The organism is Microbulbifer celer, assembly GCF_020991125.1.
Lineage (GTDB): Bacteria > Pseudomonadota > Gammaproteobacteria > Pseudomonadales > Cellvibrionaceae > Microbulbifer > Microbulbifer celer.
In genome coordinates this window covers 1,802,829-1,816,522 of sequence record NZ_CP087715.1, presented here as the reverse complement: position 1 = coordinate 1,816,522, position 13,694 = coordinate 1,802,829, and the positions used below count along the sequence as shown (strand labels likewise).

At 57.5% G+C, this 13,694-nt stretch carries 12 protein-coding genes; 8 read left to right on the top strand and 4 right to left on the bottom strand.

The window, feature by feature from the left end; all coding sequences use genetic code 11:
* Positions 1-21: 21 nt before the first annotated feature.
* The 4 genes from LPW13_RS07610 (at position 22) to LPW13_RS07595 (ending at position 2,399) form a co-directional block, all read left to right on the top strand.
* The gene (locus tag LPW13_RS07610; RefSeq protein ID WP_230438840.1) at positions 22-612 is read left to right on the top strand and encodes a hypothetical protein; all 591 of its coding nucleotides are present in this window, start codon (positions 22-24) and stop codon (positions 610-612) included.
* A gap of 172 nt (positions 613-784) precedes the next feature.
* A complete protein-coding gene (locus LPW13_RS07605; protein WP_230438839.1) occupies positions 785-952 on the top strand; it encodes a hypothetical protein in 168 nt (55 codons plus the stop codon).
* Between the two features lie 324 nt (positions 953-1,276).
* Positions 1,277-2,122, top strand: a complete 846-nt coding sequence (locus LPW13_RS07600) for a PA4780 family RIO1-like protein kinase (protein ID WP_230438838.1) — start codon at positions 1,277-1,279, stop codon at positions 2,120-2,122.
* A gap of 58 nt (positions 2,123-2,180) precedes the next feature.
* On the top strand, positions 2,181-2,399 hold the full coding sequence (locus tag LPW13_RS07595; RefSeq protein ID WP_230438837.1) for a hypothetical protein: 219 nt from the start codon (positions 2,181-2,183) through the stop codon (positions 2,397-2,399).
* 35 nt (positions 2,400-2,434) lie between these two features.
* Here LPW13_RS07595 and LPW13_RS07590 read toward each other — a convergent pair whose 3' ends face one another.
* Genes LPW13_RS07590 through LPW13_RS07575 form a run of 4 tightly spaced genes read right to left on the bottom strand, consistent with a single transcriptional unit; the run spans position 2,435 to position 6,956 of the window.
* The gene (locus tag LPW13_RS07590; RefSeq protein ID WP_230438836.1) at positions 2,435-3,310 is read right to left on the bottom strand and encodes a Csu type fimbrial protein; all 876 of its coding nucleotides are present in this window, start codon (positions 3,308-3,310) and stop codon (positions 2,435-2,437) included.
* A gap of 32 nt (positions 3,311-3,342) precedes the next feature.
* The gene (locus LPW13_RS07585) at positions 3,343-5,775 is read right to left on the bottom strand and encodes a fimbria/pilus outer membrane usher protein (protein ID WP_230438835.1); all 2,433 of its coding nucleotides are present in this window, start codon (positions 5,773-5,775) and stop codon (positions 3,343-3,345) included.
* A complete protein-coding gene (locus LPW13_RS07580; RefSeq protein ID WP_230438834.1) occupies positions 5,741-6,469 on the bottom strand; it encodes a fimbrial biogenesis chaperone in 729 nt (242 codons plus the stop codon). Before LPW13_RS07580 ends, LPW13_RS07585 begins: the two co-directional genes overlap by 35 nt.
* 1 nt (position 6,470) lies before the next feature.
* Positions 6,471-6,956, bottom strand: a complete 486-nt coding sequence (locus LPW13_RS07575) for a Csu type fimbrial protein (protein ID WP_230438833.1) — start codon at positions 6,954-6,956, stop codon at positions 6,471-6,473.
* Between the two features lie 298 nt (positions 6,957-7,254).
* Between LPW13_RS07575 and LPW13_RS07570 the strand changes: the two genes are divergently transcribed.
* The 4 genes from LPW13_RS07570 to LPW13_RS07555 all read left to right on the top strand — a co-directional run bounded on the left by LPW13_RS07570 (position 7,255) and on the right by LPW13_RS07555 (position 13,635).
* Positions 7,255-8,739, top strand: coding sequence for a bifunctional 2-methylcitrate dehydratase/aconitate hydratase (locus tag LPW13_RS07570; RefSeq protein ID WP_230438832.1), 1,485 nt, complete (start codon positions 7,255-7,257; stop codon positions 8,737-8,739).
* Positions 8,740-9,001: 262 nt separating this feature from the next.
* Positions 9,002-10,783: a hypothetical protein gene (locus LPW13_RS07565; RefSeq protein ID WP_230438831.1), complete on the top strand. Its 1,782-nt coding sequence runs from the start codon at positions 9,002-9,004 to the stop codon at positions 10,781-10,783.
* A 161-nt stretch (positions 10,784-10,944) separates the two neighbouring features.
* Entirely contained in the window at positions 10,945-12,042 is a 1,098-nt protein-coding gene (gene traF / locus LPW13_RS07560) for a conjugal transfer protein TraF (protein WP_230438830.1), read from the top strand.
* A 408-nt stretch (positions 12,043-12,450) separates the two neighbouring features.
* Positions 12,451-13,635: a helix-turn-helix transcriptional regulator gene (locus LPW13_RS07555; protein ID WP_230438829.1), complete on the top strand. Its 1,185-nt coding sequence runs from the start codon at positions 12,451-12,453 to the stop codon at positions 13,633-13,635.
* Positions 13,636-13,694 lie beyond the last annotated feature (59 nt).

The window sequence follows — 13,694 nt, the reverse complement described above, 5'->3', positions numbered from 1 at the left end:
CGGAATGTAGGGGGCGGCTTTATGTCATTTGCCATGCACTTAACTAACGAGTTTCAAAAGGCTTTGAATGCCTGCAATTCATATAGGCAACAAATTCAAGGGGATACGGAGTTTCTGATCTATCGCCTGAATAGCAGCAACCGGAGTATGGGGAATCTTTTCTCGATGGCCCATCAGACACCTATGCGTACTGGGTTTGGTGGTATAAAGGAGGCGGTTAAAGGAAAAGCAAAAAATAATAGAATAACTCGGCCTCATAGACACCAGGGTGGTGGTCATGCCGAAGAGATTTTTCTACGTTCTATGCATAAGTTTGAGAGTGTCTCGAAAGTTGAGATGTTCATTTCTCTCATCCCATGTGATAGATCTTCAGCTATGCAAATCAACCTAGATAACGAAGATGTATTTGTTCCATCAGGCTGTGGTGCGAAACTTAAATTTCTCGCTGAGCGTTATCCGAATATTTCTTGGGAGATCTGTTATGAAAGGATTTATGACGGGAATACCGGTCAGAGAACCCATCAGTATATGATTAAATTGAGCACATTTCATAACGCCAATGTGTATCGATATAATGCCGGTAGCATTTCATCAATTTCCAGTCCCGTTTAAGTAGAGTGGTTGATTAAGGGGCGGAGTTTCTAAGCTTGTTCTCTATTGGCGCTGACGCAGTCCAGAAAGTAAAGAGTGCAGCATTGACTGGTGCGTTTATCGCTCGTGATTCAGAAGGTCACGGTTGCGGTAATAGTGTCTTGATAGGTGCCGGGAGGCTTTGCGCTCTGTAATGGGGACCCGGCCATACACGGTGAGTGACTGGGCGGCGCCGTTGCCGGTACCGCCCACCAATGTACCGGGGGTATCGCGCCATATCACCGACAAACAGGTCGGCAAGGTGATGAAGGGCTCGCTGATGCGCATCGCGATGGAATACATCCTGAACCGGTGTCCTTAACTGGCGGGCTATCGTGACCATGGGTACCGGCACATCAGCAACGTGCTGGATCGGATCGGTGAGGCCGACACGCTAACGGCGCTTACGCTTTATCTATCAACAGCGCACTGGTCGCGATCTAAACCAGCTCTTAGATGGTCTCAATGTCTGGAGCCAAAACCCCACCTATCTATCCAGTTCGACTCGGTCACCAACGCTCCCTACAATACCACCACCGAGGTCTACCCTGGCAGCCCTCGAGCCATGCCCGAGCAATGCAATACCGCGGCGTGTGCGGCGACCTCCAACAAAACCCGAACCAGAGAGGGCTGATTACCAGCAACCATGAAAGTACCCAAGAGATTACAACCGCTGGTCGACGACGGCATGATCGATGAGGTCGTCGTCCAGTTGATGAGCGGTAAGGAAGCGCAGGTGTATGTGGTGCGCTGCGGCGATGACTTGCGCTGTGCCAAGGTTTTCAAGGAGGCCAGGAAGCGCAGCTTCAAACAGGCGGTGCAGTACCAGGAGGGCCGCAAGGGGCGTAACAGCCGCCGCGCGCGGGCGATGTCGAAGAAGACCCGCTATGGCCAGAAAGAGCAGGAACAGGCCTGGCTGAATGCCGAGGTGGATGCCCTGTATCGGCTGGCGTCGGCCGGCGTGCGCGTTCCCCAGCCTCACGGCTTTGTCGATGGCGTGCTGCTGATGGAGCTGGTGGCGGACGGCGAGGGCTATGCCGCTCCGCGGCTGGATGACGTTACACTGAGCGCGGAGCAGGCCCGCGATTACCACGGCCAGGTGATTGCCGACGTGGTGCGCATGCTGTGTGCCGGTCTGGTTCATGGCGACCTTTCTGAGTTCAACGTTCTGCTGGATCACCACGGCCCGGTGATCATCGATTTACCCCAGGCAGTGGATGCGGCCGGCAATAACAGCGCGGCGATGATGCTGGAGCGCGATGTCGACAATATGCGCGCGTATTTCGGCCGCTTCGCCCCGGAGCTGTTGACTACCGAATACGGTAAAGAGATCTGGGCACTTTATGAGGCGGGTAGATTGCACCCGGATAGCCCCCTTACCGGGCATTTCGAGCATGACACCACCAGTGCCGACGTCGACGACCTGATGGCCGTTATCGATGACGTTCGCGAAGAGCAGGCCGAGCGCATGGCGCCGGCTTGGGACGAGTAGGGCGATGAACTGTGGCCGGTTTGATAGGATAATCGGTCGCTGATGATATCTCTGCGCAGTGGTGCCGGAGATCGAGGCCATCGCTACCGACCTCTGGCCGAGCTGGAAGGGCGGGGGGCAAATATCGAACCGCCCCGATACGCAGCTACGCCTGTTCGGTAAACCGGAAGTATCCGACAAACGCCCGTTAGGTGTCGCCCTGGCGCGGGCCGACGATATCGAAACTGCGCGCGATGTGGCCAATGCGGTGATTGCCGATATTGAGATAAAGCTGTAGCAACAGTATTGGCTGGTGCGTTTATCTCTCGTAATTCAGAAGGTCACGGTTGCGGTAATGGTGTCTTGATAGGTGCCGGGGGGCTTTGCGCTCTGTAACGGAACCCGGCCATACACGGTGAGTGACTGGGCGGCGCCGTTGCCGGTACCGCCCACCAATGTAGCGGGGGTGTCGCCCCACGTCTGTGTACGCGCGGCATCCTGGTAGAGCTGGTAGTCGATGGTGTCCGGGCCCAGCTGCATCTTGCGGTCGTTGATGTCGCCGTTGTTGCCGCCATCCAGCGCGACGGTGTAGGCCCCATTCAATGTGCAGGTCACCGACAGATTGCTGCTGGCGTCTGTCTGTGTGATGTTGGTGACGGTGCCGAATTCGAGCGGGCTCGCGGATATGGTGCAGTTCGGTTCGATCTGTAATTGCGGGGTCATGGTATCGGGGAGGCTGTATACATTGCCCATCGAAGCGCAGCTTTCCAGGGTTGAGCCTTCGCGCACTTCGATACCGCTCAGTATTGACTGGTAGGATCCAACCGGTTTACCGGTTTGTCCCGCAAACAGTCGCCCGTATACCGTCGCCACCAATGTGCCACCGAGCAGTGGAAACTCCAGGATTCGCTGCTGGCCGCCAGCGACATTTCCCCACACCAGAGTGCGCGCGGCGTCGCGAAATAACTGATACTGGACGTCGAATGCGCCACTGGTCATACGCCTGTCGGCGATGGATATTCCTCCGCTGCCAATTGGCAGGCTAACGCATACGCGCCGCAATAAAAGGTTGCTTAGTGTTGGGCACTGGACGGTGATGCTCGCACTCACATCGACCTCGGGGGTTGGCAAGCCGGCGATAGTGCCGAAATCCAGCACCGGTGCCACCGTGTAGTTGCATGCCTGTCCCCAGGCGCTTCCTACTCCCATTAAAAAAAACAGTAACAGAGCACGCCTCGCCATCACGGTGTCTCCATACATTCATCTGGCAACAGCCGCAGGCGCGTGAAGGCCGATGCCGATTCAATATTCGGGCTGACGACATAGTTGCAGACGAGTGCGCGCTGCCGCACCTCGATACGCGCGCCACCAGAAATATCCTCTAGATAGACTTCACCATCAAAACCCACGGGAAGTGCGCGGCTTGAATTGTCTTGATACAGGGTTGCGTCGCTACCGGCATCCAGTGTACGACTGGATCGGTCGAGAAGGGTAATAATCGCGGGTTGCAATCGCGCTACCGGGAACACCACAAACTGACCCGCGTGATCGGCGGGGACCGCGAACTGCTCCAGCTCGTCGACCCGATAATTTGCCGCCAGTTGATCCGGGTCGATGCCGATGCGGTTGTGTTGCCAGCCGCGCAGGTCGGGAATCAGTAGATAGCCTTCGTCATCCGTGTGTCCATAGAGGCGATTTTCACTCAGCACGGGCATGTCCTCGACGCCGGTGTAGACCAGTGCGAAGGCATCGTGGATGCGGCGGCTGGCGATCAGCTGCCCGTCCATGACGGCGACGCTGCCGCCGGCTTCGAGAAAGTAACCGCGCTCGCCGCGATCCCAGTCGACGCCCGCGCGCGCTTCCAGATAACGGCCGCGGGTTTCCACTGCGGCCTGTCCGTAGTCGCCATCGGCGTCGCCCCCCTGTAGCCACCAGCCCCAGCCGCCGTCATACGGGGCGGTGCGCCGGAGTTGGGCTTTCGGTTCGTTATCGCCACCACTGCGGCGTTGCACGCCCACTGATGCGTAGGCCAGATGTTGCAGCGGAATGCTGAAGGTGAGGCTGCCACCGGAGCCGTTTTCATCGTCGTTGAACAGGGCAGCGGAGATCGATAACCGCCGGCCGATATTCTGCGTCCAGCTCAGGCTGTGGGTGCTGAAAAATTCCCGCGGCAACAATTGGTCGCGGTGGTCGCGTCGACGCAGGTAGCTGTAGGCCAGGCTGCCGCGGCCCACCTGTAGCCAGGCGGTGGCCCGGTCCTGGGCATTGAGCCAGCGCTCGGTCAGGGTGCGGTCGGTATCCAGATCCGCCAGGTCGCGATAACCGCGGGAGCGGCGCAGGGTCTGCAGGTCGAAACCGACAACGGGTCCGATCCACTGATAGCCGAGACTGTACTGATGCCCGGATTTGTCGCGCTCACCGGGGCCCTGACCGTCGCTGTAGGCGAGGGAGGCGGACACCAGGCCCCAGCGGTTGCCCGGCGACCAGACGCCGCCGATTCCCCCGACCCCGAGTTCCTCTGCCAGTTCGGCATGTGCCTCGAAGGTAAAGGCGCTGGTGATACCCTGCAACCAGCTGGCACTGGCCACCGGATGCTCGCCGTAGTCGTCCCAGCCGCCCTCGTAATTCGTGCGCAGGACCCCGGCCTCCAGGCTGAAGTCACTGAGGCCCGGCGCCAGGCGGCGGTGGTCTACATACAGGGGTGCGCTGGTTTCGGTGGTGCGCCCGAGTGCATCGGTCACCACCAGTGTGGCCATTCCGGCCCCGCCAATTCTGGGCAGGGCATCCAGTACGAAGGGACCCGGGTCCACCGCATCGTCGTACTGGAGGATATTGTTGACATACAGCTCCACGGTCGAGGGGAGCGCGGCGCTACCGTCGAAACGCGGTACCGGCAGGGTAATCAGGTCCGGGCGCACGCCGAAATTGCGTCGCCACTGGAGGCCCGCCATGCGCACCGGGCGATTCCAGCTGTGACCGCCACTGATCAGGTCGCCGGCGGTCCATGTCCACAATTGCTGCGGATCGCTGTAGGTCCAGTAACTGTCCAGGCGGCGGTAGCCGACGTTTTCATCTCCGCTGCGGCTGACGCCGGAAACCTGCAGGCTCCCATAGCGACCGAACCAGTTCAGCGAAGTGCCCAGAGAGGTATTGTTGCGCCCCTCCCACTGGCGACCGTAAAAATCGTAACTGAACAGCAGTCCGTGATCGCGGCGCACTTCAACCGGTGGCGGCGGCCGGTAGCCCAGGTGTTGGCCCTGGCGGAGGTGGGGCGGCGCGTGCAGTATCAGCGACTGGGTGGGGATGTCGTAGCGGTAGGCGAGCCCGGGTAAGGAGTCCAGCGCGATCCAGCTTGCGGGGTTTTCCTCCGGCAGCTCCATTCCGATTTCTTGCAGATCGCCTGCGATCACGAAAAGCCGATCGTCGCGAAGGCGCGCGTGCACAATCAGCCGGGTGGTGGTTTCGCCATAAAATGCTTCCAAGTACAAATCCTGCTCGCGGGGCGCTGCGGGCAGAAATGCATCGGCATCGTCGGCGGCCAGCAGTTCGCCATTGAGCGGCGGGCTCGCCTCTGCAGTGCTGGCGATTGCGCCGGCGAGCAGGCAGAGAAGCGAGCGTTTCGTGAGGTGGCCACAAAGATTAATGTTGCAGCGGAAGCGTGGTGGGCTGGCCATTGAGCAGTGTTTCCAGTCGCACGTCCCGCGTGAGGTCCGCAGCGGGAGAGACAGAATTTTCTGGCAACGGCCAGACCCTGCGGCTACCGGGTAACACATAACCGAACAGGCCTGCACTCAACGGCAGTGTCCACCCGGAATCATCCGTCAGTTGGCTGGCTCCCAGTTGGGCCGCACGCCCTCCGGAGTTGACACATTCCAGCAGCGCGGCGTCGTCGCGTACGCTGCAGGAAAGTTTAGGGGCGGCGGCATCTTTAGCCCGTACAAACAGGGGTAACACGTAGCGCATGCGCACATTTACCCGGCCATGCGCATCACCGTTTGCTGTTGGCAGTTCGTCCACTACCAGCCTAAAGCTGTGGTCATTGCCCGCGGCGGGCGGCCCGAGCTGCACGAGCCGCACTATTTGCTCCGCGCCGGGCATCAGCTCCACGATGGGTGGGCTGGCCACCACCGCGTCACTCGCCGTCAGTTGATCCTTTCCGTCCACCTGTTGCCAGGCGAACACCCGTACCTGGGCCGACAACTTCGCGTCGCCGCTGTTGGAGAGTCGCAGGCGTGAGGCCTTGTCACCTGCACCAATCTGCAGCAGTATCGGCCCGGCCTGCAGCTGCCCTTTGGCAAGGGCAGGGAGACAGAACAACAGGGCGATGGGAAACGCACACCACAAAGGGAGGTATCGCGTTACTCGCATATCAGAAGGTTGCCGTGGCGGTGATCGTAGAGTTGTAGGTGCCGGCGGGCTTCGGGTTTTGCCCGGGGCCGGTAAGGCCGTATACATCAAAACTGTCGGCACCACCGGTGCTGGTGAAGTCGATGGTGAAGGTACCGCCGCTGCCATCGCCCAGGATCTCTGTGTTCGCTGCGTCGCGGTAGAGGTTGTAGTCGATGGTGTTGGTGCCATCGTCCATCTGCCGGGTGGTAAAGGTACTGGTGCCGCCAGTCCCGGCGCTGAATGCAACGCTAACCGGTGCCAGGCCGGTGCACGTCACTGAGCCGGTGGAGGAACCGGAAATGGATGGGGTCAGGTCGTTGGCGGTCCCGAAATTCAAGTCGTTCACGGAGATGGTGCAATCGTTCTCGATGGTAATCGAGACCTCGAAGGTGGTGTCGTCGGTAGCAGAAAATACCGGTGTCGAAAGCAAGAGCGCAAACAGGGTGAGTGCCTTGTTCTTATTCACAGTAACCTCGGCTGTGGTGAGTGCTGCTGGAAAATTTTGTTCCGCCTAAAGCTAGTTCACTTTCGTAAAGCCGTATGGTTAGCGCGGAAGAAATGGCGGATAAAATACCCTTTGTTAAAATAACCTACGCCATTTTTGAGGTCTGATGACTTGGCTAAGTGGGAGCTGATTGGCGAAACCGTCGCTTTTTTCTACAGAGGGTATGGAAAGTACCGCCGGCGACATCCGTACGGTGTATCTCGGATCTGGCGATTACCATGGCTATTCTTGATGCAGTAATCGAACAGGAATCACAGCCATGGGAAATACGGTTACCCGCAATATCCGCCCGGACTATGATGAGGAAATTCGGAGCATTGCCGACTATGTGCTCGACTACCGCATCACTTCTGAAGAAGCCTTCGATACCGCCCGCTACTGCCTGATGGATACCCTCGGTTGTGGCCTGTTAGCGCTGCGATTTCCTGTATGCCGAAAACTTCTGGGGCCGATTGCCGAAGGCACGGTGGTGCCGCACGGTGCCCGTGTGCCGGGCACAGATTTTCGGCTGGATCCGGTGAAAGCCGCTTGGGATATCGGCTGCTGCGTGCGCTGGCTGGATTACAACGACACCTGGCTGGCGGCGGAGTGGGGGCACCCATCGGACAATCTGGGTGCGATTCTGGCGGTGACCGATTACCTCTCACAGAAACATCTCTCGGAAGGCGGGACGCCGTTCACCATGCGACATGTGCTGGATGCCATGATCCGTGCCCATGAGATTCAGGGCGTGCTGGCGCTGCAGAACAGTTTCAATCGGGTAGGGCTGGACCACGTGCTGCTGGTGAGGGTGGCCTCTACGGCGGTCGCTACAATGTTGATGGGCGGTGACCGAGAGCAGGTGATGGCGGCCGTGTCCCAGGCTTGGGTAGATGGTGGTGCTTTGCGCACCTACCGTCATGCGCCCAATGCTGGCCCCCGCAAATCCTGGGCGGCCGGCGACGCGACCAGTCGCGGTGTCCGGTTGGCGGATATCACCATGCGCGGTGAAATTGGGATTCCCGGGGCGCTCACCGCGAAGCAGTGGGGCTTCTACGATGTATTGTTCAGCAAGACCGTGGCGGATCAGAAACTGAAGCCTGAATCCGAGCGCCAGTTTCAGTGCCCGCGGAGCTACGGCAGCTATGTGATGGAAAACATCCTGTTCAAGCTCTCGTTCCCCGCGGAGTTTCACGCGCAGACTGCCTGCGAGGCTGCGGTGATTCTGCATCCCCAGGTGAAAGATCGAGTGGGAGAAATCGACCGCATCGTGATCACCACCCATGAATCCGCTATCCGCATCATTTCCAAATCCGGCCCGTTGGCCAATCCCGCCGACCGCGATCACTGCCTGCAGTACATGACAGCGGTGACGCTCATCTTTGGCGGTCTGCAGGCAGAACACTATGACGACAGCTTTCACCGCCGCCATCCAGAAATAGACCAGCTGCGGGAAAAGATGGTGGTGGTGGAAGAACCGGGGTACTCCGCCGATTACCTGGATCCGACCAAGCGCTCCATTGCCAATGCGTTACAGGTATTTTTTACCGACGGAACCGCTACCGAAAAGGTGGAAGTGGAGTACCCGGTGGGGCACCGGTATCGCAGGGAAATGGGTATTCCGCTATTGGAAGAGAAGTTCTGGGCCAATTTGGAGACACGCTTTCCAGCGCGGCGCTGTAAAGATATCTTCATGCTCTGCACAGACCAGCAAATCTTGCAGGAAACACCGGTGAATGCATTTATGGATCTATTTGTGATCTAGTTGCCCTCGGCGCTGATAGCGCACCACCACAATATCCCGTCCCGGTTTGTCGTATGTGTCACCGCACCTGCGATGCGGCAGCCGTTTTACCCACGAGCCCCTATCCCCAATTTGGGGGATGCGTGATCGGCCCATTTCGGGCTGAATACTCACTTCTGCTGTGCCTGGTACGTAGGAGAGTGCTCTTGTCTGGTATTCCCTACCGTCGCCAGCACTTCGCAACTCCCATGTTGAGTTTCCTTCAGAAGAAAGAGTGAATTTTATGAAGCATCCTTTTACCCAGGCTCTGTCTGCGCTCACGGCGGCATTAATTTTCAGTTCGCTTACTGCCTGTGGCGGTGGCGGCGGTGGCGGTGGCGACAATGGTGGTGGTAGTTCTAGCAGTAGCTCCAGTAGTGGTGGCGGCAGTTCCAGTAGCTCCAGTAGCAGTGGCGGGAGCGGCAGTAGCGGCGGTGGTGAAGCGCCTCCAACAGAAACCGGGGTTTTTGTTGATAGTTTAGTGGCGAATATTGGCTATCGCTCTTTGAGTAGCGAAGGCAATATCACCCACGAGGGGGTTACAGACGCTAACGGTGAATTTGGTTATGAGCCGGGCGACAGTGTCGTTTTCTTTATTGGTGACCTCGAATTTCCGGCTGTTGCAGCCTCTGAAGTCATTACTCCACTGGACATCGCCGGCACCACAGATACCTCAGATAATTCTGTCGTCAATATGGCACGCCTGTTACAGACCCTCGATACCGACGGGGACCCGAGTAATGGTATTTTGATTAGTGATGCTGCGGTTGGGAGTAAAGATCCGGCGCTGGACGCGGCGGCATTTTTCGACCAGTCGCCTGTAGATTTCGCGAGCTCTGCGGTAGTGAAGACACTGATCGAGAACGGTGGCCAGGATACACCGACTACGGAACTGGTCAGTGCCGATTCCGCTCAGGCTCACCTGGAAACCACGCTTGAAAGCGAAGAACTCGGCTATACCAACGAGACTTCATTGACAGGCGGTTGGGTACTGGACACCAGTGTTGAAACCGGTAACGGCGTTGAGCACTTTATTTTCCTGGCATTTGATGAGGCCACTGGTAACTACATCCATGTGGAAGAGAAGGAGAGTTCGTCAGAAACGGAAGAGGGGCTGGAGTGGGGCGCCTACAGTCTGGATGCCGGAAAGGTTCTGAAAGTGACCGCGAATTTCAGCGATGAGAACGGCGGCATTGGCTTGCACGATCCGGAAGATGGTATTTCCAGCGAGCTGCAAGGCGAATACCTCACCTTTGACGTTGAAGGCAATTCAGGCTCGGTTGATGTTTTTGAGGTTGCGCAGCAGGGCGGAGAGGACACCCTCCTGGAAAGTATTCCTGCTTCGCGTGTTGTGGCGAATGGGCTGCAAGGCGCTTGGGTCGGCGATGTTGCCAATTCAGATGTGCACGATGGTGATCTGCTGATGCTGGCCTTCTTGCCCGATGGAACCTATGTGCAGGCTGAAGACGATGGAGTTGAGGTTGGTAGCTATAGCCACGATATGGAAACTGGTGTGCTGAGCACATCGGGTACCATTGTCGACACTAATGGCTACGGTTTCTCCAGCTTTGTGGGCACTGCGAACCTGAAACTATTTGTTCGCGGTAATAGTATGACCATGCAGGTTATTGGAGAGGGGGAGATACAATTCAATCGCTTGGGCGCAGGCCCAGCAGGTATTCAGGGTAGTGCTAGCTCTGGTGGGGCCAGTAGTGAAGCCATTCTTATCCACGACATTTGGGATATCGGAACTGACCAAGTTGAGGAACACTGCGAGGAGATCCGCTGGGTCGGTGAAAATGAGATCGTTAAGGAGTCCGATGCGACGGGCGAATGGAAAACGGTCATAGAAACGATTGACGGGGAGGTGCACTCCTACCCTGACGCTGACTTTAGCTTTATTTCCGCTGGTTTGGGGAAATGCCCAGCAAGATTTCAAACCGAGTTTCGTTGCGCAGATGATAACTTCATCACCTACGAAGAAACTGCTGAGGCTTGTATCGCGATGGGCGGAGAGCTGCTATAAATCCTGGGGATATGTGTCGGGCACACCTCGCCATTGGGCGATGTTGTGCCCAAATAGTATCCATTTATCACGCCAAATCTTAGAGCTGCTAATTAAACATGTGGACCAAAAATCAAATTGCCTGCGTGGTTGCTGCGGGGACTATTCTGGGGGCGTCACCAGTGACTGCCGAAATTTTTTCCGGGCGCGGTACCGCCATGGCGGGCTCGGGGGTTGCCGGTGGTGACTACACTTACAGCGCACTGATCAATCCGGCAACCGCGACAAACTTCCAGGAAAACGACAATTTTGCTGCGACTTTCGACTTCGGCCTGATCGCCAATGACGAAAACGAATTTCTCGATACCAGCGAGGACCTGACGGATTTTCTCGACGACCTCGACGGCTACACGGCTGACCAGAACGATGCTGACTACATACTGTCGCAGCTGGAAACCCTGGATAACTCCGGCCTGACTCTGGACGCCGGTGCCCAGTTGACCGTCGCCATCCCCAACAACATTGCCTCTGGCCTGCTGTTTGTGCGCCAGTCCGCCTTTGTGGCCGCCGACATACAGCTGGCGGACTCTGATGTAGAGTTGCTGGAAACTTTCGGCGAGCAGATCTTCGACGAATATGGCCTGGAAAGCGTAGTTAGTGCTTTCGGCTATTCCATGCAGGAAATCGGCTTCGCTGCCGCGCGGGAATTCACCTTCGGCGGGCACCAGGTTTCCTTGGGGGCTACGCCTAAATACCAGCGCGTGGAAACTATCGAATACATTGAAGCCATCGCCAACTTCGACAGCGACGACTTCGAGGCGGACGACTACACCCAGGAGCACACCAACTTCAACATCGACTTCGGCGCTACCATCAACTGGGGCGAGCTACAGGGCGGTGTCTCCCTGCGTAATGCTATCGCTCAGGAGTACGAAACGGTTCAAGGCGGTGTGGATATCCAGCTGGATCCACAGTTGGCCGCGGGTGTCGGGTATACCGGAGAAATCTTTACGGTATTGGCAGATCTGGATCTGAATGCTGTTGAACTCTTCGATGGCGCTGGCAAAGTACAGATCGCCCGCGTCGGCGCAGAAGCGGACCTGTTTGACTGGGCACAGCTGCGTGTCGGTTACCGCCATGACCTGAAAGGCACCTATGACGGTGCCCTGACCGCGGGGATCGGTTTTACCCCGTTTGACGTGGTGCATTTCCACCTGTCAGCGATCAAATCCTCCGACGACACGTTGGGCGCGGCATTGCAGTTCGGTTTGGAGCTGTAAACGAGATTTCTGATCGGATGTACTTGGGGCCTTTACGGCCCCTTTTCCCCCAGGTTCAGCGGAAGCTTGCCGTCGCCCCCCCTCTCTACCTTTCAATCTTGCAGGATACACTCTGAACTCCGCGTATATCGTCTGCGCATCCGCCCACTTTCGTGCACTTGAACCACATCCGCGACTCCCCGCTACCGACCAAGGCCATTCATCTCGCTCCAGAGTCACTACTGGCGTTGTTTTGTGACCCATTTCCCATTTTTTGTGCAATCACTTATATTCTGTATCCGTATCGTCCGAACGGGGAATAGCTGTCGGAATACGGCATATCGCAAGATTGATCTCAACAAACAGCAGGATGTGATTCGCACTCTGCTATCCGGCGTCATGCAAGTCGGATAGCCAGGAAATACAACAATGACAATATTAACGCCGACGTTTGCGCCCCATCCCGATGAGGATGCCTGTCTTCCCCTCCCTTCTTTGGGGGGCAACGATTTGTATGCCTACAACCAGCTTGTCAGCACCCTCTACCGCTGCCTGCATGACAATGCCGGTTTCCAGCCCTTCTTCAGCGCCTTTCAACAACACTTCAAAGCACTGCAGGGCGGTATTCTGGGCGTCACCGCCAACCCCCAGCGCATGGTGTATGGCTGGACCTTCGGTTACCCGGAAGGCTTCGAGGAGTGGTATATCAACAGCGACCTGCCAGAACGGGACGAAGCCCTGACCCGTTATGTGCAGCTGCCACCGCGCCAGTTCGATTCCTTTCTGCGCGGTGATACCAGCCGTACCATTCTGGATATTCTCGGCCCGGAAAGCCGCGCCTGGGCGGAAGCCGTGGGCATGGGCGACAGTGCCGGCATGCTGGTCACCCGGGAAAACGGCACCAATGTGGTGTTCATGGCCAACCGCCACCAGGATTTTGGCCCTTATACCGACGACGAACTCCTGCAGATGAACCTGCTGGCCCCGCATATCGAAAATGCCGTCGCCCTGCACCTGAAGCTGTATCAGTCAAACAGTGACAACGAAAACCTGGCCATGGCGCTTAACCATGTGAACAAACCCCTGATGGTGTTCAATGCCCTGGGCAGCATTGCCCAGGCCAACGATGCCGCCCGCAACCTGCTCACTCACACCGGCAACCTCTTTATTGGTGAAGACCAGCGCCTGCACAGCAGCGATAAACGCCTGACCCGCAAACTGCACGACGCCATCTCCACCTGCATCGTGCACTCCCACAAGGGCCATCTGGATACCCGCACCCTGTTTGTCCGCAATGGCCATGAACGCCTGGCCATCTGTCTGACGCCACTGGTGGCGGAAAGCGTTGAAAACAACGGCGTTCTCGCGGAATTGTTCAGCTTTGATAGTGAGCTGGCGCCGGACCTGGAGCGACTCCAGACCCTGTTTCAATGCACCCCGGCAGAAGCTTCAGTGGCAGCCACATTGATCCAGGGCCTGAGCGCTAAGGAAATTGCCGAGGAGAAACAGATCTCCGTTCATACCGTACGCCAGTACATCAAGAACCTGCTGGCCAAAAATGGCTATCGCAAACAGACCGAGCTGGTGGCCATGATGGTCAGGGCGCTGGGGTGAGAATATTCTCCGCGCACAGGACGGGCCCCACCTCATCCCGGGCTTGCCCCGGGGATGAC

Bases quoted from the DNA above. Each gene is read 5' to 3' on its own strand.
- LPW13_RS07610 (WP_230438840.1), top strand. From the start codon at position 22: ATGTCATTTGCCATGCACTTAACTAACGAGTTTCAAAAGGCTTTGAAT.
- LPW13_RS07605 (WP_230438839.1), top strand. From the start codon at position 785: ATGGGGACCCGGCCATACACGGTGAGTGACTGGGCGGCGCCGTTGCCG.
- LPW13_RS07600 (WP_230438838.1), top strand. From the start codon at position 1,277: ATGAAAGTACCCAAGAGATTACAACCGCTGGTCGACGACGGCATGATC.
- LPW13_RS07590 (WP_230438836.1), bottom strand. From the start codon at position 3,310: ATGGGAGTAGGAAGCGCCTGGGGACAGGCATGCAACTACACGGTGGCA.
- LPW13_RS07585 (WP_230438835.1), bottom strand. From the start codon at position 5,775: ATGGCCAGCCCACCACGCTTCCGCTGCAACATTAATCTTTGTGGCCAC.
- LPW13_RS07580 (WP_230438834.1), bottom strand. From the start codon at position 6,469: ATGCGAGTAACGCGATACCTCCCTTTGTGGTGTGCGTTTCCCATCGCC.
- LPW13_RS07570 (WP_230438832.1), top strand. From the start codon at position 7,255: ATGGGAAATACGGTTACCCGCAATATCCGCCCGGACTATGATGAGGAA.
- LPW13_RS07565 (WP_230438831.1), top strand. From the start codon at position 9,002: ATGAAGCATCCTTTTACCCAGGCTCTGTCTGCGCTCACGGCGGCATTA.
- LPW13_RS07555 (WP_230438829.1), top strand. From the start codon at position 12,451: ATGACAATATTAACGCCGACGTTTGCGCCCCATCCCGATGAGGATGCC.